Origin of the sequence: Terribacillus sp. DMT04 (assembly GCF_019056395.1) — a bacterium.
Taxonomy (GTDB): domain Bacteria; phylum Bacillota; class Bacilli; order Bacillales; family Amphibacillaceae; genus Terribacillus; species Terribacillus aidingensis_A.
The window spans coordinates 2782283-2802075 of the sequence record NZ_CP077639.1; the positions used below are offsets into that span (position 1 = coordinate 2782283).

The window sequence follows — 19793 nt, forward strand, 5'->3', positions numbered from 1 at the left end:
GAATCAGCGTAGGAAATACACGGAGACTCCCGCGGGAGGAAGGCTAGGTTAGACCCCGCAGTGCGGTTTTTGCACGAGGAGGCTAACCAGCCGCCCGCAGGAAAGCGGAGTGTATTTCCGAAGCGATGCTCTCACCTTCATTTCCAATGCAAAAAATCCAAACAATGCAATATTGTTTGGATTTTTTATAGCTTAAACAGTGATGTCCCAGCGGCTTCTTAGCTTATTGAAGCTGGTTTTCCAAGTCTTTTGAAGTTCTTTCCCAGAATTCAGGTTTGTATGTCTGGAAGAATTCAAGCAGCAATTCTTTTGATAAGTCATCCATATGTTCCAGCACGTACATGCCTTTCATCGATTGCTCCATGTGTTTCACGTGCTCTGGCATGGACTTGTACGCAATTCGGTTTGGACGGTCAACGATGATCTCGCTGGCAGCTGCACCAAGATAGTATGGACCGTCTTTGCTATTTTGCACTGTAACCCAAACAATCCAATACCGTTTGCCGTCTTGCACTTTATCTTTATCATTCTGAAAACGCACACGTCTTTCTACCTGGCTGCGCGCATGCATCGCAGCCATATCTACATAGGCCGTCTTCTCATGCGGATCCACGATGACCGGGCTCATGTTCTCCAGACTGATAGCACCGACGCCGTAACCGCCATGCCCATCTGTTGAGTCATCCTTCATAATCGTGAAAGCATTATTCTTCTTCTTTTCCATATTTACCGCTCCCTCGACTTTTGCTTCTATAGTAGCATGCGACAGATTATTACTTCAATTCAATTGTTTTATCAATATGACAAGTCACTCAAAACTGCTAAATAAATCAAACTTAAACATATCACTGTACCTGCTAGATCACAAAAATAACACCAGCTACTTCATTCTAAAAGAAGAATAGCCCCCTCACAAAAACAGATTAAGTCATGCATCACCCGGGAAGAGTACAACACAGCGACTGCAGAAAGGAAGATTTGATGTATTTTTGGCTTAGTTTGACTTTTGCAATTGGGTTTGCGCTTATTCATTATTGCTCCAAGTATATGGGCTTCTTAAAGGAAACACCGCGCAGTAAATTTCTATCAATTTCAGCTGGAATAGCGGTTGCTTACGTGTTTGTGCACCTTCTTCCTGAACTGAATCATTACCAAGAGCTGCTGAATGACGAATTAGAGCACCACATATGGAGCTATACAGAGAACCATATTTATATTCTAGCGCTGATCGGCTTAATCTTATTTTATGGTTTGGAAAGACTGGTAAAAGTGTCAAAACAAACGACTAAGCTGCATAATCCTGATGAGACAAAATCGGGTATCTTTTGGATTCATATGAGCTCTTTTTTCCTGTACAACAGTATTATTGGTTACTTATTAGTGCGAGAAGAATATGAATCTCCATTCGGTATGCTCTTCTACTTTATTGCGCTAGGTGTGCATTTTGTTACGAACGATCGGAGCCTGCGCAGTGACCACAAGCACATCTATGACAAATATGGCAGATTACTTCTGACAGGTGCAATCCTTTTGGGTTGGATAGTTGGTGTTATGACAGAATTAAATGAGCTCATCATATCCTTGCTCACAGCCTTTATTGCAGGTGGAATTATATTAAATGTAATGAAAGAGGAACTTCCAGAAGAGAGACAAAGCAGTATAGTCAGCTTCCTGCTTGGTGCAGCAGGCTATACAACATTGCTACTGTTGATTTGAAGAAAGGGCTTAGGACGAAGGTGCTTAAGTTACCGCTTCGGCCGGAATCGAATACAAAGCGACAGCCTTTCTCACCAATACTATATAAAAAGCCGGGCAGTTCTGTTTAACTCCAGAATTGCTCGGCTTTGTTTTATGCTTGCAGCTTTTTCATTGAAGCGATGAATTCCCATGCTTGGGTCATCTCTTCGTCTGTATAGTTTTGTTTCTTCTTGACTGTCCGTACCTTCTCTTCCACTTCCTCTTGCTGCAGCTCTTCGAAATATAACATCGTCGAAACGAGTTCCAGAAAACGGGAGCTTTTTTCTTTTAACAGGTGAACGGCCTGTTGGTAATCAGGAAAGTGATTATCATAATGGGTGAGGAACTGCTGCCCCTCTTCTGTCATTGTATATCGGTACTGAATATAACTGCTTTTATCTTCTTTTGTCTCCTGGAGTAATCCAAGATTGCTCAATTCATCTACACGCAAAGATAATTCTTCTGAATACGGTCCGAATAAATGGAATTCATATTTCTCTCCGAACGGAACTCCATTTTTCTTCAGTATGTAGATCATCTTTTGCAATTTCTTCCTGCCTACTACTTCTTCCGCGGAAGAAAAGAACTGCAGGAGATTCGCATGATTGGCTAGCATAGCTGCTCCTCCTTATTGAAATAATATCTCAAAAATCCGCTGCTTCTGTGTGCTCTCATCCGGCAAAGCTTCTAGTATATCTTGTGGAAAGTATAATTTATGGTCTGTTCGTTTCTTACCCGAAATTGCTTCCACTATATCCGATTGGCGGGATAATTCCTTCAGTTTCCCATTTGGAAGCTGCAAGTGAATCGGAAGCCGCTCCTCTTCTTCCCCAGGACGGTAGAAATCATACGGCAAATCAGAAGAAGAGTCATCAATCAAATAATATTCCGGATCGATGCCGACTTCATAGAAAAGCTTCGACAATTCTACCATTTCCTTTACGTGCAGAAGCGGATTGAATTCGACATATTTGAACAATCTGCGATTCAGAAATCTTTCGCACAAGTCTCTTAGTATATCATCTTCTTCCTCCAGCCAAGCTTGGAAATAAAAGCCTGTGACGTTCTCATCAAGCCGAATATAATCCTCCAGCGTTATATCTCCATCGAATAAAGAAATAAAATGCTCTGGTCGCAATTTAAACGTATAATCACTCAAATAGAGCGCTTTTGCACGGTGCAAGATTTTCGTCAGGATAACCTCCGCGCTGCGCGTAACAGGGTGGAAATATACTTGCCAATACATCTGATAACGGCTCATGATATAATCTTCGACTGCGTGCATACCGGATTCTTTAATAACCACCTGATCTTCACGCGGCCGCATGACCCGGAGAATGCGCTCCATATCGAAGTGACCGTAGCTTACGCCAGTGAAATAGGCATCCCGCTGCAAGTAGTCCATTCTGTCAGCATCAATTTGGCTTGAGATAATGCTGACGATCAATTTATCGCCATAGGTCTTGTTAATAACTTCGGCTACCTTTTTTGGGAAGCTGGCACTCACTTTACGAAGCACATGATTTACACCCGTATTACCAAGAATAATCTTACGAGTAAATTCCTCATGATCCAGACCGAATACCTTCTCAAAAGAATGAGAGTAAGGTCCATGTCCTAAATCGTGAAGCAACGCAGCACAAAGCACGAGCAGGCGCTGTTCCTTTTTCCAATTCAAACGGTTTTCGAAATTGCTGACAATCCGTCTGACGATCTCATAAACGCCCAGAGAGTGGTTAAAACGGCTGTGTTCAGCACCATGAAACGTCATATAAGAGGTGCCAAGCTGCTTAATCCGGCGCAGCCGCTGGAATTCAGGTGTTGCGATTAAATCCCATATTACCCGGTCGCGGACATGTACATAACGATGCACAGGATCTTTGAAAACTTTCTCTTCCTCTAGCTTTTCGTCTCGATACGCCATTTCCTCTGCCTCACTTTATGTCATTGAATCTCGATTATTTTTGTCCAATAGACTTAGTTTATAGAATATTGCTGGTTACGTAAATAACTTAAAGTAATTTTTACTCGTTTCTTGTCTGCCCTGTTTTTTGCTATACTATGTATTGGCGTTTTCATGCCATTTTGTTGAAAAGGAGCGCGTATGACGTGTTGCATACATTATTTGAATCACCAGAATTCCGCATCATCGACCATTCCAAGGAAGACAGTCCCGACCAGGCAATGGCTTCTTTTGCTATTGATGATGCACTTGCAATATCTGTTGGAGAAGAATTAGCTGTACCAACAGCAAGATTATGGATTCATGACCGAACGATTATGCTCGGTATTCCCGATTCCCGGCTGCCATATATAGAAGAAGGCGTGGCTTATTTAGAGGAACAAGGCTACAAAGCAGTCGTTCGAAATTCAGGCGGACTAGCTGTTCTTTTAGATAAAGGCGTCGTCAATTTATCTTTTATCTTCCCAGATGCAAAGCATATCGGTATCCATGATGGCTACCAAGCTATGGTATCCTTCATTCAATACATTTTCCAGGATTTAACGAACAAAATCGAAGCATTTGAAGTAGAAGGTTCTTACTGTCCAGGCACCTATGACTTAAGTATAGATGGCCGTAAATTTGCTGGTATCTCACAACGCCGGGTTAAAGATGGTTCGGCCGTGCAAATCTACTTATGTGTGGATGGCAGCGGTGCTGGACGAGCCGAAGTTGTTCGAGCATTTTATGAGCGAGCAAAACAACATGCTGAAACTCGCTTCACGTTCCCAGAAGTAGTGCCTGAAACGATGGCATCCCTAGAAGAACTGCTGCATGTTCCGATAACAAGCGAGCAAGTATGCAAGCGAATTGTCGATGGGCTTGCCTCCATTACACGCATCAACCCTTCCGACAAGATGACGGAGCAAGAAATGCAGTGGCAGCAAGAACGAATGAAGCTCATGCTAAAACGAAATGAAGATTTCCAACAAAAAAACCGCTAAACCGTTCGCCGGTCAGCGGTTTTTCTCTTTTTCAAGAAAGCTTAATGCTTGTTTTACTGTCGAGTAAAACGGGATATTCTGTTCGTGGAAATCAACGCTTCGCACACTTTCCATCGCCATCTTCGGGTGAAAACCTGTCACAATCAAGCGAGTACCCATTAATTCAAGAAGCTGATGCAAGCGAAGCACACCATCATGGACACCACTGTGAAAACGGCTGATTCCTTGCAGATCAATTATAAAATTCTGCTCTCCGGTTTGCTGCACATGCTCCCCGACTCTCTCAAGTATTTGATTGAGCCTGCGATCATCAACATCGCCAATCAAAGGCAAAATTGACGTTGTATCCGTAATTGGTACAATTGGTGTTGACAGCCTTGATACTTCCTCTAAATAATGCGCAACAAGCTCTTCATTGAGTTTTCGCTCAGTTATATCCTTTTGCACCCCAACGAAAAATGTCTTTTTTTCATCATCTAGGTAAATTGGATATATCTCCAGCTCATTCCAAAACATCTCGCCGTCTTTGCGGTAATTCTTTAATTCCACAACAATGGGATCTTCTTGCTTTATAGCATTGCGAATGATTGTCACATCATTTTTACTTGTATCTTCACCTTGCAGAAAACGGCAGTTATGGCCGATAATTTCCTCGGAAGTATAACCAGTAAGCTCTTCAAAGCCTTTATTGGTATAAATAATCGGATTATCAGGTAGTGAAGGGTCTGTAATTACCACTCCTGCACCTACGTAATCGATAGCATGCTTTACAAATTGATCAGTTACTTCGGATGAATAGCGGAAATCCTTAACCAAACACACTCACTCCTTTAACCATGTAAACAACGTCATTTTACTATAGTCAGGCAGAAAATACAAAAGATAGTATTTTGTGTCGACTGATAGATAAATACAAAAAAAATCCAAACTTATATGAAACTCATGTCGAGATTCATCATCGTTTGGATTTTTTGAGCACTTCTTAGCAGTACTTATTGTACGGATTGTGCTGCAGTGATTAGTGTAAGCTTGTACACGTCTTCTGCGTCACAGCCGCGGGATAGATCGTTTACCGGAGCGTTAAGGCCTTGTAGAATCGGACCTACTGCGTCAAAGTTACCAAGACGCTGTGCGATTTTGTAGCCAATGTTTCCTGCTTCCAGGCTAGGGAATACGAATACATTCGCATCACCTTTTAGTACAGCATCTGGAGCTTTTTTCGCTGCTACAGATGGAACGAAAGCAGCATCGAATTGGAATTCTCCGTCTACAACAAGATCAGGATTTTTCTCTTTAGCGATTGCTAGCGCATCGGATACTTTCTCTGTTTCCGGAGATTTCGCGGAACCTTTTGTAGAGAAGCTTAAAAGTGCGACTTTTGGATCGATGTCGAACATAGCTGCTGTTTCAGCGCTTGCTACAGCAATCTCAGCAAGATCTTGGCTGTCTGGTGCAATATTGATTGCACAGTCGCCAAATACATAACGCTCGTCGTCTCTTACCATAACGAATGCACCTGATGTTTTCTTATAACCTGGCTTTGTTTTAATAATTTGAAGCGCTGGGCGAACTGTATCAGCTGTAGAATGAGCCGCTCCGCTAACAAGACCATCTGCTTCGCCAGTGTAAACAAGCATTGTACCGAAGTAGTTTTCATCTTTTAGCATTTTCTTTGCATCTTCTTCCGTTGCTTTACCTTTGCGGCGTTCTACAAACGCTGCGACTAGTTCATCGAATTTCTCGTAAGTATCTGGGTCGATGATTGTTGCATCATGCAGGTTGATAGACAATTCTTTTGCCTTGCTCTCCACTTGTTCTTTATTACCAATAAGAATCGGTGCAATAATGCCCTCTTCTGCAAGCTTTGCAGCTGCTTCCAAAATACGTTCGTCCAAGCCCTCTGGCAAGACGATCCTTTTATTTTGACCTGTCACTTTTTCCCGCAATGTTTGAAATAAATCACTCATCTAAAAACCCTCCTAGAATATGTCTGCTTTTCTATAGTAAATCTTTTTGTTTTACTTTTAAAGTCATATAAACCGCCGCTGATTTTTTTAATTAAAATAACCACCTCTATAGATGTTCCCTTTTTTGTCAAAGTATACACGTTTTACTGCGTTCACTCTTGGTATAATAGAGATAGAAGAAGTGAGCACAGACAGGGATGCAGCATTGCTGTTTGTGTTACACTATATTGAAAATGTGTACGTAAAAGGAGTGTTTAGGCATGGCAGAAGCAGTAGAAACCATGGACGGCTGGTATTGCCTGCATGATTTCCGTGTAATGGATTGGACAAGCTGGAAACTAGCGTCTGATGAAGATCGCCAAGCAGCAATCGAGGAATTCCAAAACTGGATGTCTGATATGGAACAAGTGGAGGAAGCAAATAACGGCAGTCAGTTAGCCTATAAGATTATTGGTCACAAAGCTGACATTATGTTTATGATTTTGCGTCCGACAATGGATGAGCTGCAAGAAATCGAGACAGCGTTTGATAAGACGAAGATTGCCTCGTTTATGACGAAGAGCTTTTCTTATTTATCCGTTGTGGAGCTTTCTAAATATATGAGCAAACCAGGCGTCGATATTGAACAAAAACCAGAAGTGCAAGCACGCTTGAAACCAATCCTGCCTCGCTGGGATTACATGTGCTTCTATCCGATGGACAAACGTCGGATGAACGAGGATAACTGGTATTCTCTAGAAAAAGATGCGCGTTCCAAGCTTATGTACGAACATAGTAAAACTGGACGCAAATATGCTGGTCAAATTAAGCAAATTATAACTGGCTCATTCGGATTCGATGATTGGGAATGGGGCGTTACACTGTTCGCACATGATCCGCTGCCAATCAAGAAACTTGTATACGAAATGCGCTTTGATGAAGTGAGTGCGCGTTACGGCGAGTTCGGTGATTTCTATTTCGGTAATATCTTGGAAAAAGATGCCGCTGCAACATACTTCCATATTTCATAATAGAGGCTGAGACATAATTGTTTAAGCTATGTAAAGATCCAAGCAATACTGCAAGTAACAGCAGCATTGTTTGGATTTTTTGCGTTAAGGATCTACACTCCGCTGATTTTGTTATGGGAAACCTTCACTCGTGTAGACAGATTACATAGACTCCCCCGAAAATAAGAGCGATTTTCTTGTCGGTACTTATTTTAAAAGCTATTTCCGTCCGTCCGACGATAACAGCTAAAGTTAGGCAGCAGCAGTCAGAGGGCTGCATTCAAAAGTATGGATCTAGTCATCGATTGCTTTTAGGATGATTGTATCTTGTTTTGCCCGGCGCTTTTTTTATTTGCACTTGTTCTACTCCCCGTATTGCCTACATACCTTGTAAGAGAACAGGCATGAGTTTATCTGACAAAAGGAGCAAGCGGCTGACCTGATGTATTAGTTCAGCCGGGAACCTTTGGACGAAGAGGATATGGAAAGGGGATTGAAAAAATGAGCAAGAATCAAAACCAAGAGAACCAAACTCCGAGCACTCCGCAATTCCAGGAACAAACCCAGGCTTATTCTTACCCGCAAGTTCCTAACTTCAGCTATCCGTATCGCCAGCAGAACCAGCCGTATTATCCACAGCAGCAGCAACAGCCAGTTCCGCCTACAACAGCAGGCGGCAACATGGGATTCCCGCAAGGCGTTGGAGGAACTGGACTGCCAGTTGAACAATCGTACATTGAGAACATTTTACGTCTTAACCGTAACAAACTAGCTACTGTTTATATGACTTTTGAAAATAATGACCGCTGGAATGCGAAGATCTTTAAAGGTGTTATTGAAGCTGCCGGGCGTGATCATCTTATCCTGCGCGATCCGGAAAATAACCGACGTTACTTGCTGTTAATGATTTATCTGGACTATGTGACTTTTGACGAGCCGCTTAATTATGAGTACCCTTATGCCAATCAAGGTAATATCGCAACTTATCCTCCACGATAAGAAAAACCCTCTGCCCGCATGGCAGAGGGTTTTCTTTATAAATGTTTTATTGCGGTATAACCGAGCAGAATCCAGCCGATTAAGAACGCGACCCCGCCAACTGGTGTAATTAAAGCAAACAATGTTATTCCACTGACAGCATATAGGTACAGTGTGCCTGAAAACAGCAGAATACCTGCTATGAAGAAACGGCCGGCAGTTGTCAGCGTGCCTGCTTGGATTTTTTGCAGCAATAACGCAACACCAATGATCGCAATCGTGTGGAACATTTGATATTGGACCGCTTTTTCCCATGTAGCAATGGCTTTCTCAGACAATCTGCCTTCCAGGCCGTGTGCGCCAAATGCGCCCAGTGCCACGGTAATAAATCCGCTGATCGCTCCTATTAGTAATAAAGCTTTCATCATCCTGCTCCTTTATTAAAAATCAAACAAAGATTTGCCGTTTGATTCCTCATCATCGTCTTCGAATGTTTTTTTCGGCTGCTGAACCGGCCATTCTCCTGTCATTGCCGCCCACTCTGCTGCTGAGGGCTCTGCAGAAGGTTCTGAGCGTTTAGGTTCAGGCATTTGTATCTTAGCCGGTGCATCATTTTGTAAAAACAGATCACACATAGAACGGACTGCACGTACGTGCTCTCGCTGTTTCTGGACATCATCCATTTGCAGCGCCCGCTCCAGCTCCTCTTCCATCTGTCGCAGTACTGCCTTTTCACTTAACAAACCGTCCACCTCCATCATGTACTTCATTATGCATTATAACAGAATCGGTCATAAAAAATTAAATGACGAAATACGCACAATTAACTGGTATTTTTTACTCAACTGTCTTGGAACAAAAAAAGTCCGCCATCATGGCGAACCTTCTTGTTATTAAAGCGCTTGTTTCATTATATCGGACCGTTCAGCAACGTATTGTTCATGCATCCATTTGAGAAAGTCGTATTCTGTGGCTGTGGAAGGGCGCTTAAGTTCCTCCTCCACTTGGTCGACAAAGGATAAAAAGCTAATCATTGCTAATTACCTCCTCTGGTTATAGCCTCTGTAATCCATTCTAATGGACAAAGCTATGCTTGACAATAAGTTTTCAAAATATTCACGACAAATTAACATTCGCCAAATATCTTGTTATTCTTCGGTATTTTGCAAACGGAGCTCTAAATGACTAATTCGCTGCTTCAACTCATCTACCTCTGCTTTTGTTGCCAAGCCTAGTTCATTCACTTTCTTTTGCATATTTTCTTGATTTTTTTCGTTCCACTCACTCGATTTCGCTTCCCCTTTTTCGACAAATCGCTGAATCAGATCCTTCGCTTGCTGAGGGGATATCTCACCTTTCGAAACAAGCTCCTTCAATTTCGAATCCAGCACTTCTTTCCCAGTTAACGCCGCACCAACACCTAAAAGAAATCCTTTGCGTAATAAATCTGCCATATTTATAACCTCCTAGTCTTATTTATGGAACGGAGCATCAGAACATGCTTGATAAATAAAATCAGCCACAATCCAAAGAAAATGAATGTAAGGATAAATCCAACAAACAGCAGCCATAGCGTATGATGTAGAATCCCTTGAATACCTGTGTATACAGATCCAGCAGTCAACGCGAGAAGCAGCACCGTATAGAAGAAATAAAACTGGTGCAGCAATTGATTCTTCTGCTTATCCCGTTCCCACCCCCGCTGCTTTTCTCCGTCCGTCAGCCAGTCGACAACGGCTCTTGGCATCGATAAAAATGGACGGAGGGAATTAGTGAGAATACCTGTGTAAATCGATTGATGCCGTTTTGATCCTCGCATCCAGCGCAGAATAACCGGCTTTCCCCATTCTACAAGATCAGCTTGAGGATGTATGGCGGCAACTAGACCAATCGCTAAGGAGACCGCTCTGCCTAGGAATGCAAAATCGGCCGGCAATTGAATCGGCTGTTCCTTCACAATCGCTTGCAACTCTTCCATCAGCTGCAGAAAAGACTCCGTATCTCCAATATCAAGCTGTCCGCCTTTGTACAAATCCACTGTTTTGCGAATAATTCGTTTTACTTTGTATGTATCAGCTGATGGAAGCAAGAACTCCAATTTGTACAGCGCTTGAACAACCGCATCATAGTCATCAAGCACAATTCCTTGAATTGCTTCTCGTAAATAGTCTGTATCAGAAGACTTGATTTCTCCTACCATGCCGAAATCAAGCAGTACAATCGTTCCGTCAGGCTGTATCATAATGTTACCCGCATGAGGATCTGCATGAAAAGTGCCGCTGTTTAAGAATTGATCTGAAAAGAAAGCAAATAACTTCTGCGCAACTTGTTCACGTGATATCTTTTGGGCATCCAAATAGTCCGTATCTGTTATTTTCCGTCCTTCCACCCAATCCATAACTAATACTCTTCCTGTACAAAACTCCGGATAGTATGTAGGAACGTTGATATCCGAATTATCTTGCAGTCTCTTTTTAAAATAATTGGCATGCTCTAATTCTTTCCGAAAATCCAACTCCCTGCTGATTATTGTGACCACTTCTGTGTAGAGCGCCTTCATATCCGACTTCTTGCCAATACTTGTTAACTTGCGAAGCAGGAAGAAAACGATACGCAATGCTTTAAAGTCTTGGTGAAAGATCTCTCTTACATTATGACGCTGTACTTTAACAGCTATTTTTTTGCCATTCTTTAAATAAGCTTCGTATACTTCTCCAATAGAGGCTGATGCAACAGCATGCGGATTGAGATGCTGGATTTCCAATTCATAACGGCTGCCCAGTTCCTTTCGTAATATAGCTTCGGAATATGTAAATGGTGTTGCTTTTACTCGGTCGACTAGTCCTTCCATCTCCCGAATGAAAACCTTCGGCAGCAAATCGGCACGCGAGCTCAGGAACTGACCGAGCTTAACGAGTAATCCTCCCAATTTTTCCGCATTCTTTCGATATTCTCTTGCCTGTTTCGTAAGTAATGCTTCCCATTCCTGTTTGTCTTGTTCATCCCACACCCGGCTGTGCAGCAGGTAAAATTTATAAATCTGAACCATAAAACGAATGACCATCCATACGATAGTCAAAATACGTCGGGTGGATCTGACACGCATGGCACACCTCTTTTTCTGACAATTGCCTTCTTTCTTATTATTATAACGACTCTTATCCTTAGTTGTCTATTAACCCGGCATGGTGTCATAAAACCTAATAATTAAAGTTTTATAAATATTTTTTATTAAAACAGTTTATTTTTTATCGGTAAACGCTTACAATGTTGATATATACGACTGATGATAAAACCAATAAACCTTAACGGAGGTATAGTATGTCTAGCATATCTAAAAATGCTGTTCTGCCCGACAGACGTTCCGCGGAAGATGTAAAGTCAAGAAAGCACTATCTGTATCCTTCCTACTTGCTTGAAGATCAGCTAATGGAGGCGGTATCCGACGGTAATCTTACGGAGGCATTATCCATTATTGAAAGCCTATCCACTTCAGAGCGCCCGAAGTATGCCTTTCAGCCGTTACGTTCTGCTAAAAACCAATTGATTAGCATCTGCACCTTGTACACACGAGCTATTCTAAGAGGAGGCGCATCACAGGAAGTTGCCTCCAATTTGAACATGACCTACATGCTGGAAATTGAAAACTGTCAGACCGAAGATGAACTCTCCGAGTTAGAGTATGATATGCTCGTCCGCTTTATTGAAGGACTGAATAAAAGCAGAGCCACGCAGTATTCCAATATCATCAATGAAGCAATTGGATATATCCAGTCACACATTCTCGAGGATCTTAGTTTGCAGGCAATCAGTTCTCATTGCAACGTAAACCCAAGTTATCTTTCTCACCTGTTTAAGAAAGAAGTCGGTGTATCTACTGTCCAGTTTATTAATCAGAAGAAGATTGAGGAAGCAAAATACTTCCTTCTCCATACAAGTCAGTCCATTGCGGACTTGGCGAAAAAATTCAACTTCTGCAATCAAAGCTATTTCACCGCACAGTTTAAGTTTTATACATCAATGACGCCAAAACAATTCAGAGATGCACGCACTAGCTGAACAAAAAAAGTCCGAACTAAGTCAAATTCTGCTTTAGAGTTTGATCATAGTCGGACTTTTTTATTGGTTCCAATATTGCCTTCTCATTAGCTTTTCAGTTCTATTAATGGCTTCCAAATACGAAGAACCCAACGCTGAGACAGGATCCACACAATACTGAAAGCGACGAATAGAAGCCCCAGGATATCAAGTGTATTGCTGACTTCGAACAAGTCTTCCACACGGATATATTGAATAGCGAATCCGTGCAATAGATAGACGTATAAAGTTCGCTGCCCATATTTTGAAAATGGCGTTTCCTTTGCTGGTATAAGAGACAGCACACTTGCCATCATCCCTGCTGATATGACATAAACAAGCATGCGTATCAAACCTCCTGATTCGTCAGCACCTATTTCTGCAAATGATTTTGAGCCTAGCAGCCAGCCTGATGATAGATCAGGAAAGTGATACAATATGACACCTGCTGAAATAAGTACCACACTAGCCCCTATCCGAATTGGCAGGCGCCTGAGGACAGCGAGCTGCTCTTTTGTCGCCCAATAGCCAATTAAGAAAAACGGAAAGAAAACGAAGGTGCGGGAAAGACTTAATTCTGACCCGATTGTATCAACGTAACCTGCCAGCACACCGATTAAAACAGCAAGTGGAATGCCAAGGAGCGGTCTTACATATTTGAAAAGTATTAATAGCATGTGCCAGCAAAATAAGCTGATCAAGAACCATAGCGCCCACTGTGGTATCAGTACAGACTGCAGCCAATCTTCTTTTCCAATTGCATAATAAAACAATGTGTAGATGACTTGGAAAAACAAGTACGGCAGCAGCAGTTTTTTAACAAGCTTCTCAATAGCTGCCTTATGTCCCATTCCTTTGGCAAAGAATCCCGCCAAAAAAATGAAAACCGGCATATGGAAGGTGTAAATCCATGTATAGCTTGTTTGCAGAATTAACATATCCTGATATGGCTGAATCAAGTGTCCGAATACAACTAACGCAATCATAAGCCATCTTGCATTATCAAAATACATATCACGTTCCATATTATCGCTTCCTTTTTCCTGCTTGTATGGTTTCATCATACGGAGCAAAAATCAGGAATGCTAGCACCTATACGGATTCTTCATCCACTTGTAAGCATGCTGTCAAACCGCTGTCATACCCGCAATCTGTGTGTAATGAAAGGGGCAGAATTATCCAGCCTCTGGCTTCTTCTTCGCTCTGGTTGTCGTTTTTCGCTTTGTCGTCTTTTTCGCTGCCGGTTTATCTTTTTTCGCTTTATCCAAAGAAGCTTGCAGCGCATCCATCAAATTCGTTACATTACTCGGCTGCTTTTTAGCTGTTGGGATATGAACTTCTTCATGATCCCGCTTAGATTGGATCAAATCAAGCAACGCTTCGCGGTAATCATCGTTGTACTTTTCAGGATCAAAGGTGGCGGTCAGCTGGTCAATAAGCAGCTTGGCAGTTTTCAGCTCTTTATCAGCAACTGCATCTTCAGCAGGAATATTCGGTACATCTGCTACATTGCGGACTTCATCTGGATAGTGGATTGTCTCTGCAACTAGTACATTTTTATAAACACGAATAACAGCCAGCTGTTGTTTGGAGCGTATAACCATTGAGGCAACCCCAATCCTTCCCGTCTCTTCCAGCGCTTTACGAAGTAAGCTGTACGCTTTTGTACCGCCTTCATTTGGCGATAGATAATAGCAGCGCTCAAAATAAATGGGGTCAATTTCTTCTAGACTGACAAAGTCAACAATCTCCACTGCCTTATCTTCCTGCTCTTTCTGCAAAGCCTTTAGTTCGTCTTCATCCAATACAACAAATTTATTTTTCGTGTATTCGTAGGCTTTCACAATATCGTCCGTTTCTAATTCTTTCTCACAATGCGGGCAGACTTTTTCATATTTGACTGGTGTTTTACACGCTTTATGCAGCTGCCGTAGTTTCACATCTTTATTTTCCGTAGCAGCATGCATTTTGACGGGAATATTCACTAGCCCGAAGCTGATGGTTCCTTTCCACATCGTATGCATGATTTATTTCCTCCTTTTTTGGCTAGTTTGTGCGATAGGTGCATGTTTAATTCTAAGGCAATGTTCTCAAACTAGAACGAGAAAAGGAGTGCGATACAATGCAGGTGATGAAGCCAATTTACCGAGACACCTATCCTGTTGGCGAGGAATGGATTTATGAAGTGAAGTATGATGGGTTTCGAGCCGTGTTATCGGTGACAGATGATCATATTCGACTGACTAGTAAAAATGGTGTTGACTTAACTGCACAGTTTCCAGAAGTGATTTCGTTCTGTAAGCAGCAAAAACCACTCGTTCATAAACATATCCCTTTCTCCATTGACGGGGAATTAATAATACCGAAAAACAAACTTAGTGGTGATTTCGGTATGCTACAGACACGAGGAAGAATGAAAGCAGCAGACCGGATCCAGCAAATGGCATCCAAACGCCCTGCTGTTTTCATGGCATTTGATTTACTAATCGACAGCGGAAAAAAGCAAGAAAAGCGCCGACTGTCTTCACGAAAACAAGCACTTCGGGAACTAATAGCGCTTTTCCGTGTGCACGCACCCGCTATCCATTTTGTTGACTATTCACTTGATCCGGAAGCATTATTTCATGATGTTGTGCTGCATCAAGGAGAAGGTATAATAGCGAAACGGTCTGTGAGTACGTACAAAGCTGGAAAACAACATCATGACTGGTACAAGATCAAAAATTGGCGAACCATTACAGCCGTCCTGACAGCTTACGATACGGAAAATGACTATTTCCATGCCCAGCTGTCAGCTGGTGAAGGAATGGTCGTACCAATTGGTAAATGTAAGCATGGTCTTGAAGATAAAGAACGGAACACACTGACCGCGTTTTTCAAAGAAAACGGAAAATCAGCGAACAACCTCCTCACGCTTCCGCCAGCGGTCTGCGCTAAAATTCATTGTTTAGGACAGGCAGATGAAGAATTACGTGAGCCCCGTTTTCAAGGCTTGTCCCCGCAAACAGCTGCTTCTGACTGTACCGTTCAGCAAGCAATTTTAGACTTGGCACAATTTCCGCAGTCGGTGGAATTAAGTAAGCTGGATAAGCTATATTGGGAGCAAGCAAGCATTGAGAAGCTAAGTTACCTTTTGTATATCCGAAAAGTTGCTCCTTTTATGCTTCCTCATATGGTAAATCGAGAGCTGACCGTTATCCGCTGCCCAGACGGCGTAGAAGCAGATTTTTTTTATCAAAAGCACAGGCCGGATTACGCTCCAGACTTCATTCCTGCTACCAAGACCTTGCAGTGCCTCGATTTGCAGAGTTTAATTTGGTACGCCAATCATGGCAGCATTGAATTTCATGCACCTTTTCATTACATTGGTGCTGACTATCCATGCGAGATTGCGATCGACTTGGACCCGCCTACTGATGATGCACTTCCATTGGCTATTAAGGCTGCCAATTTACTGAAAGAGTGGCTTGATCAAATGGAACTGCATCCATTTATTAAAACGTCAGGCAGCAGCGGACTGCAGCTGTTTATCCCGCTGCCTGAAAGACAGCTCTCTTATGAGCAGGCAGGCACTTTTACCGAAGCATTGGCCAGATTACTTGTACAGCAGCATCCGGATCTTTTTACTATCGAAAGAATGAAAAAGAATCGCCATGAGCGATTGTATATTGATTATGTGCAATTTGGAAAAGGAAAGACACTCCCTGTTCCATACACTGCCAGAAAGCGCAGCGCCGGAACCGTTAGCGCCCCCTTATTTTGGGAGGAAGTGAAAGAAGGTTTATCGTTGCGAGACTTCACTATTGAGACTATGCCGGAGCGGATACGGCAAAAAGGCTGCCCCTTCACTTCGTATGAGGAAGTGCGGAACAGCCAAAAGCTGGATTCTATTTTAGAACTGGTGTGATTATTTAAATTTGAATGCCCAGGCACCTTTGCGGAAGACTGCTACAACCGTTCCATCTTCCTTCACGCCATCGATGTCCAAATCAGCAGATCCAATCATGAAGTCTTCGTGCATGATACTGTCATTCACTCCTGCAGCATCTAGCTCAGCTGCAGTCATGTCATTGCCTCCTTCAATACAAGTCGGATAAGCTTTTCCTAAAGCAAGGTGGCAGGACGCATTCTCATCAAACAAAGTATTGTAGAAGATTAATCCAGATTGTGAAACTGGTGATTTATGCGGTACTAATGCTACTTCACCAAGACGCTTCGCACCAGCGTCCGCTTCGAGAAGGTTTTTCAGTGCTTCTTGGCCTTTTTTCGCTTTGTAATCCACCACTTCACCGTCTTTAAAAGTCAGCTCAAAGTCCTTAATCAGCTGGCCGTTAAAATTGTATGGAAGTGTACTAGATACGGTACCATTTACGCCATTTTTGTGCGGCATTGTAAACACTTCTTCTGTCGGGATGTTGGCATTAAAATCAACACCTGCTTCTGTCGGACCTGAACCGCCGCTCCAAATATGACCCTTCGGAAGCTCAATTGACAAATCTGTTCCTTTTGCTTTATAAATTAATTTCGAGAACTGCTGTTTATTTAGATAATTCGCTGCTATATGAAGCTGTGCGTTGTGTGCCTTCCAAGCTGCATTCGGATCTTCATTTCCAGTCACACGGCTGATGCGCAAGATTTCTTCCATCATAGCTTCCTGTGCTTCTTCAACAGGTTTATCCGGAAATACTTTTTTAGACCAAGCTACAGTTGGATAAGCAACGATGGACCACTGCATTTTGTCTTTCATCATAAATTCACGGTATGGCTTCAGGCCTTTACCTGCTGATTTCATATAGGCAGAAACCTTTTCTCCATCCACTTTTTCCAATAGATCTGGATTCTCTCCTATAATGTTCAAAACAGCATAATTATCTTTTACCATTTCATTGCGGCCGTGGAATTTCCAAGCTGGCACATTCTCCAGAGCTTCTAGAGGTGCATGTGTATAACGCTGCACGACTAGCTCTTCGTCAATCCATTCTGTATGTACATCTTTTGCTCCTGCTTTGTATGCTTCTTCAGATACCATCCGAACGAATCGAACAGCTTCAATCGGTGCAACAAGCAGTAACCCTTGACCTTCTTGCAGATTGACTCCTGTCTGGATAGCCAGTTCAGCAAATTGCTGCAATTGTTTTTCGAATTTCTTCATGTGTATCCCTCCACTAACATCTATATCACTTCATTATACCTTAAAATTAGAATATTCACGAAACATAACATTGAAGCGACGTACATTCTGTATAGATGAAGTTCTTTTCAAGACAGGCAACGCTAATAAAAAAATCTGAACGTGAGAGAATTCCTGTATTCTCATCATCGTTCAGATTTTCTATAAGCTGAGGACTAGCATCCCCATTTATTTATTTGTCAGTGCTTGCTCCAGTGTTTCAATGTTATGATTCATAAGACTGAAATAGTCTTCCCCATCATTCACTTCTTCTTCGGTAATTGTCTCCAGATTATGAATACGCAACACATCCGCTTCAATCTCATCTTGTACAATCGTCGCTACTTTCGGCGATACATTTTGCTCAAACAAAACGTAATTCAGCTTGTTTTCTTCAGCTGTATGAATGATATTCTCTAGTTCTTGCTGAGAAGGTTCATTGGTAGGAGACAAACCAGTGATGGCAATCTGTTCAATACCATATCTGTCTTCCCAGTATCCGTAAGCAGCATGAGAAACAATAATTTTCTTATTCTCCTTGCCTTCAACAGTTTGCTGGAACTTCTGATCAAGTTCGTCCAATTTTTCTGCTACTTCTTTATAGTTCTCTTCGTAAGCAGCTTTGTTGTCGGAATCCAACTCGACAAGTGTATCTTTTATATTTTCGGCCATTTGTTTAGCACGCTCTGGATCAAGCCAATAATGCGGGTCCATGCTGCCGTGATCGTGATGGTGTGCTTCTTCTGCTGCACCTTCATCGCTGTGATCATGTTCTTCTTCCGCTGCCTCATCTCCATGGCTATGGTTATGTTCTTCCTCTGCAGCTGCCTCACCTTCATGGCTGTGGTCGTGTTCTTCCTCTGCTGCTGTCTCACCTTCATGGCTGTGGTCGTGCTCTTCCTCTGCAGCTGCCTCGCCTTCATGGCTATGGTCGTGTTCTTCCTCTGCAGCTGCCTCACCTTCATGGCTGTGGTCGTGTTCTTCCTCTGCAGCTGCCTCACCTTCATGGCTGTGGTCGTGTTCTTCACCAAATGGCAATAAGTTAATATCTCCTGCCAATTGCTTAATGGTCACATCTTCATCACCAATTGCATCAGCTATTGTTCCAGCATACGTTTCCAGCTCATCACTGGAATAAAGAAATGCATTTGCTTTTGCGATGTCAACAATCTGATTGGATGTTGGTTCAAAGCTGTGTGCATCACTTCCCGGTGGAAGCACAGACTCAACATCTACTGAATCGCCGCCGATTTGCTCCGTAAAATACTGAATCGGATAAATAGTTGTGTAAATCTTCATCTTACCGTCTTCTGTGCTGTTTTGACTGCCGCCGTCCGAACAAGCTGCAAGCAAAACAAGCAGGAGAGCGGTACTTATAGCAAATAATGATTTCTTGAACATAATAATCCTCCCGTTGCGTGATAAACTCTATTGGAAATTATATCGTAACCATTACTATTTGTAAATAGTAATGGTTACGTCTGTTTCATAAAAAAACTGCCTATCAATAAATTATTGACAGGCAGGACAAACACCATACACTTCAAAATTATGATTTTCTATCGTATAACCGCCCGGCAGCACGGTTTGCACATCAGCTATCGGACAGACATCAATTGGTTTTGTTATGCCGCACTGCTTACAGATGAAGTGGTGATGGTGGCCTTCTACATTGCAGTGGTAACGGAAATGCTTATCTCCGTCAATTGTTGTCATCTCCAAAATACCGAGCTCAGCCATTGTATATAAATTGCGGTATACGGTATCGTAACTGGCGCTTGGAAAATCTTCTCGAAAATCCTTCCAAAGATCGTTTACCGCGGAATACTGAGACCGCTTCTGAAAAATATCCAACAGTTTTTCGCGCTGCTTTGTCTGTTTAAAGCCATTCTCTTTCAGAATATGCATCGCACGTTCACTATTCATACG

21 protein-coding genes are annotated in these 19793 nt (G+C 42.4%); 6 read left to right on the plus strand and 15 right to left on the minus strand.

The features are described from left to right. Positions 1-223: 223 nt before the first annotated feature. A complete protein-coding gene (locus KS242_RS14485) occupies positions 224-724 on the minus strand; it encodes a YwhD family protein (protein ID WP_217321978.1) in 501 nt (166 codons plus the stop codon). 257 nt (positions 725-981) lie between these two features. On the opposite strand from KS242_RS14485, the gene KS242_RS14490 reads away from it, so the two are divergent. Continuing rightward, entirely contained in the window at positions 982-1716 is a 735-nt protein-coding gene (locus KS242_RS14490) for a ZIP family metal transporter (RefSeq protein ID WP_217321979.1), read from the plus strand. Between the two features lie 133 nt (positions 1717-1849). On the opposite strand, the gene KS242_RS14495 is transcribed toward KS242_RS14490, so the two are convergent. Both KS242_RS14495 and KS242_RS14500 read right to left on the minus strand, forming a co-directional pair. Next, positions 1850-2353: a YwgA family protein gene (locus KS242_RS14495; RefSeq protein ID WP_217321980.1), complete on the minus strand. Its 504-nt coding sequence runs from the start codon at positions 2351-2353 to the stop codon at positions 1850-1852. 12 nt (positions 2354-2365) lie between these two features. Further along, positions 2366-3661 carry an HD domain-containing protein gene (locus KS242_RS14500; protein WP_217321981.1) on the minus strand — a complete coding sequence of 432 codons (1296 nt, stop codon included), beginning with the start codon at positions 3659-3661 and terminating at the stop codon, positions 2366-2368. A gap of 185 nt (positions 3662-3846) precedes the next feature. On the opposite strand from KS242_RS14500, the gene KS242_RS14505 reads away from it, so the two are divergent. Continuing rightward, the gene (locus tag KS242_RS14505; protein ID WP_254391724.1) at positions 3847-4683 is read left to right on the plus strand and encodes a lipoate--protein ligase family protein; all 837 of its coding nucleotides are present in this window, start codon (positions 3847-3849) and stop codon (positions 4681-4683) included. A 12-nt stretch (positions 4684-4695) separates the two neighbouring features. On the opposite strand, the gene KS242_RS14510 is transcribed toward KS242_RS14505, so the two are convergent. After that, positions 4696-5499 carry a YtvA family blue-light photoreceptor gene (locus KS242_RS14510; RefSeq protein ID WP_217321983.1) on the minus strand — a complete coding sequence of 268 codons (804 nt, stop codon included), beginning with the start codon at positions 5497-5499 and terminating at the stop codon, positions 4696-4698. Between the two features lie 176 nt (positions 5500-5675). Continuing rightward, positions 5676-6650, minus strand: a complete 975-nt coding sequence (gene pta, locus KS242_RS14515; protein ID WP_217321984.1) for a phosphate acetyltransferase — start codon at positions 6648-6650, stop codon at positions 5676-5678. A 260-nt stretch (positions 6651-6910) separates the two neighbouring features. Here pta and hemQ point away from each other — a divergent pair, with 260 nt between their 5' ends. Next, the gene (gene hemQ, locus KS242_RS14520) at positions 6911-7660 is read left to right on the plus strand and encodes a hydrogen peroxide-dependent heme synthase (protein ID WP_217321985.1); all 750 of its coding nucleotides are present in this window, start codon (positions 6911-6913) and stop codon (positions 7658-7660) included. 480 nt (positions 7661-8140) lie between these two features. Then, complete coding sequence (gerQ, locus tag KS242_RS14525) at positions 8141-8638, plus strand: spore coat protein GerQ (RefSeq protein ID WP_217321986.1); 498 nt, start codon at positions 8141-8143, stop codon at positions 8636-8638. 35 nt (positions 8639-8673) lie between these two features. Here gerQ and KS242_RS14530 read toward each other — a convergent pair whose 3' ends face one another. From KS242_RS14530 to KS242_RS14550, 5 genes are all read right to left on the minus strand, one after another. Then, complete coding sequence (locus KS242_RS14530) at positions 8674-9042, minus strand: DUF423 domain-containing protein (RefSeq protein ID WP_217321987.1); 369 nt, start codon at positions 9040-9042, stop codon at positions 8674-8676. 15 nt (positions 9043-9057) lie between these two features. After that, the gene (locus KS242_RS14535; protein ID WP_217321988.1) at positions 9058-9360 is read right to left on the minus strand and encodes a YwdI family protein; all 303 of its coding nucleotides are present in this window, start codon (positions 9358-9360) and stop codon (positions 9058-9060) included. A 150-nt stretch (positions 9361-9510) separates the two neighbouring features. After that, positions 9511-9651 carry a hypothetical protein gene (locus KS242_RS14540; protein ID WP_217321989.1) on the minus strand — a complete coding sequence of 47 codons (141 nt, stop codon included), beginning with the start codon at positions 9649-9651 and terminating at the stop codon, positions 9511-9513. Between the two features lie 114 nt (positions 9652-9765). Beyond that, a complete protein-coding gene (locus KS242_RS14545) occupies positions 9766-10071 on the minus strand; it encodes a phasin family protein (RefSeq protein WP_217321990.1) in 306 nt (101 codons plus the stop codon). 2 nt (positions 10072-10073) lie between these two features. Next, positions 10074-11723: an ABC1 kinase family protein gene (locus KS242_RS14550; protein WP_217321991.1), complete on the minus strand. Its 1650-nt coding sequence runs from the start codon at positions 11721-11723 to the stop codon at positions 10074-10076. A 215-nt stretch (positions 11724-11938) separates the two neighbouring features. On the opposite strand from KS242_RS14550, the gene KS242_RS14555 reads away from it, so the two are divergent. Continuing rightward, positions 11939-12676: an AraC family transcriptional regulator gene (locus tag KS242_RS14555; protein WP_217321992.1), complete on the plus strand. Its 738-nt coding sequence runs from the start codon at positions 11939-11941 to the stop codon at positions 12674-12676. Between the two features lie 86 nt (positions 12677-12762). On the opposite strand, the gene KS242_RS14560 is transcribed toward KS242_RS14555, so the two are convergent. Both KS242_RS14560 and KS242_RS14565 read right to left on the minus strand, forming a co-directional pair. Then, complete coding sequence (locus KS242_RS14560) at positions 12763-13719, minus strand: acyltransferase family protein (RefSeq protein ID WP_217321993.1); 957 nt, start codon at positions 13717-13719, stop codon at positions 12763-12765. A 150-nt stretch (positions 13720-13869) separates the two neighbouring features. After that, positions 13870-14718, minus strand: coding sequence for a non-homologous end joining protein Ku (locus KS242_RS14565; protein WP_217321994.1), 849 nt, complete (start codon positions 14716-14718; stop codon positions 13870-13872). A 98-nt stretch (positions 14719-14816) separates the two neighbouring features. On the opposite strand from KS242_RS14565, the gene ligD reads away from it, so the two are divergent. Next, entirely contained in the window at positions 14817-16601 is a 1785-nt protein-coding gene (gene ligD / locus KS242_RS14570; protein WP_217321995.1) for a DNA ligase D, read from the plus strand. Here the strand turns inward: ligD and KS242_RS14575 are convergent, their stop codons facing one another. The 3 genes from KS242_RS14575 to KS242_RS14585 all read right to left on the minus strand — a co-directional run bounded on the left by KS242_RS14575 (position 16602) and on the right by KS242_RS14585 (position 19790). After that, a complete protein-coding gene (locus KS242_RS14575; protein ID WP_217321996.1) occupies positions 16602-17846 on the minus strand; it encodes an aminopeptidase in 1245 nt (414 codons plus the stop codon). It lies immediately after the preceding gene. A 207-nt stretch (positions 17847-18053) separates the two neighbouring features. Beyond that, positions 18054-19265 (minus strand): metal ABC transporter solute-binding protein, Zn/Mn family, encoded by a 1212-nt coding sequence (locus tag KS242_RS14580; RefSeq protein WP_217321997.1) that lies wholly within the window; start codon positions 19263-19265, stop codon positions 18054-18056. 111 nt (positions 19266-19376) lie between these two features. After that, positions 19377-19790 carry a Fur family transcriptional regulator gene (locus KS242_RS14585; protein ID WP_217321998.1) on the minus strand — a complete coding sequence of 138 codons (414 nt, stop codon included), beginning with the start codon at positions 19788-19790 and terminating at the stop codon, positions 19377-19379. Positions 19791-19793: the final 3 nt, after the last annotated feature.

Excerpts from the sequence above, each read along its gene's own strand:
- KS242_RS14485 (WP_217321978.1), bottom strand. The coding sequence starts at position 724 with ATGGAAAAGAAGAAGAATAATGCTTTCACGATTATGAAGGATGACTCA.
- KS242_RS14490 (WP_217321979.1), top strand. The coding sequence starts at position 982 with ATGTATTTTTGGCTTAGTTTGACTTTTGCAATTGGGTTTGCGCTTATT.
- KS242_RS14495 (WP_217321980.1), bottom strand. The coding sequence starts at position 2,353 with ATGCTAGCCAATCATGCGAATCTCCTGCAGTTCTTTTCTTCCGCGGAA.
- KS242_RS14500 (WP_217321981.1), bottom strand. The coding sequence starts at position 3,661 with ATGGCGTATCGAGACGAAAAGCTAGAGGAAGAGAAAGTTTTCAAAGAT.
- pta (WP_217321984.1), bottom strand. The coding sequence starts at position 6,650 with ATGAGTGATTTATTTCAAACATTGCGGGAAAAAGTGACAGGTCAAAAT.
- hemQ (WP_217321985.1), top strand. The coding sequence starts at position 6,911 with ATGGCAGAAGCAGTAGAAACCATGGACGGCTGGTATTGCCTGCATGAT.
- gerQ (WP_217321986.1), top strand. The coding sequence starts at position 8,141 with ATGAGCAAGAATCAAAACCAAGAGAACCAAACTCCGAGCACTCCGCAA.
- KS242_RS14530 (WP_217321987.1), bottom strand. The coding sequence starts at position 9,042 with ATGAAAGCTTTATTACTAATAGGAGCGATCAGCGGATTTATTACCGTG.
- KS242_RS14540 (WP_217321989.1), bottom strand. The coding sequence starts at position 9,651 with ATGATTAGCTTTTTATCCTTTGTCGACCAAGTGGAGGAGGAACTTAAG.
- KS242_RS14545 (WP_217321990.1), bottom strand. The coding sequence starts at position 10,071 with ATGGCAGATTTATTACGCAAAGGATTTCTTTTAGGTGTTGGTGCGGCG.
- KS242_RS14550 (WP_217321991.1), bottom strand. The coding sequence starts at position 11,723 with ATGCGTGTCAGATCCACCCGACGTATTTTGACTATCGTATGGATGGTC.
- KS242_RS14555 (WP_217321992.1), top strand. The coding sequence starts at position 11,939 with ATGTCTAGCATATCTAAAAATGCTGTTCTGCCCGACAGACGTTCCGCG.
- KS242_RS14560 (WP_217321993.1), bottom strand. The coding sequence starts at position 13,719 with ATGGAACGTGATATGTATTTTGATAATGCAAGATGGCTTATGATTGCG.
- KS242_RS14565 (WP_217321994.1), bottom strand. The coding sequence starts at position 14,718 with ATGCATACGATGTGGAAAGGAACCATCAGCTTCGGGCTAGTGAATATT.
- ligD (WP_217321995.1), top strand. The coding sequence starts at position 14,817 with ATGCAGGTGATGAAGCCAATTTACCGAGACACCTATCCTGTTGGCGAG.
- KS242_RS14575 (WP_217321996.1), bottom strand. The coding sequence starts at position 17,846 with ATGAAGAAATTCGAAAAACAATTGCAGCAATTTGCTGAACTGGCTATC.
- KS242_RS14580 (WP_217321997.1), bottom strand. The coding sequence starts at position 19,265 with ATGTTCAAGAAATCATTATTTGCTATAAGTACCGCTCTCCTGCTTGTT.
- KS242_RS14585 (WP_217321998.1), bottom strand. The coding sequence starts at position 19,790 with ATGAATAGTGAACGTGCGATGCATATTCTGAAAGAGAATGGCTTTAAA.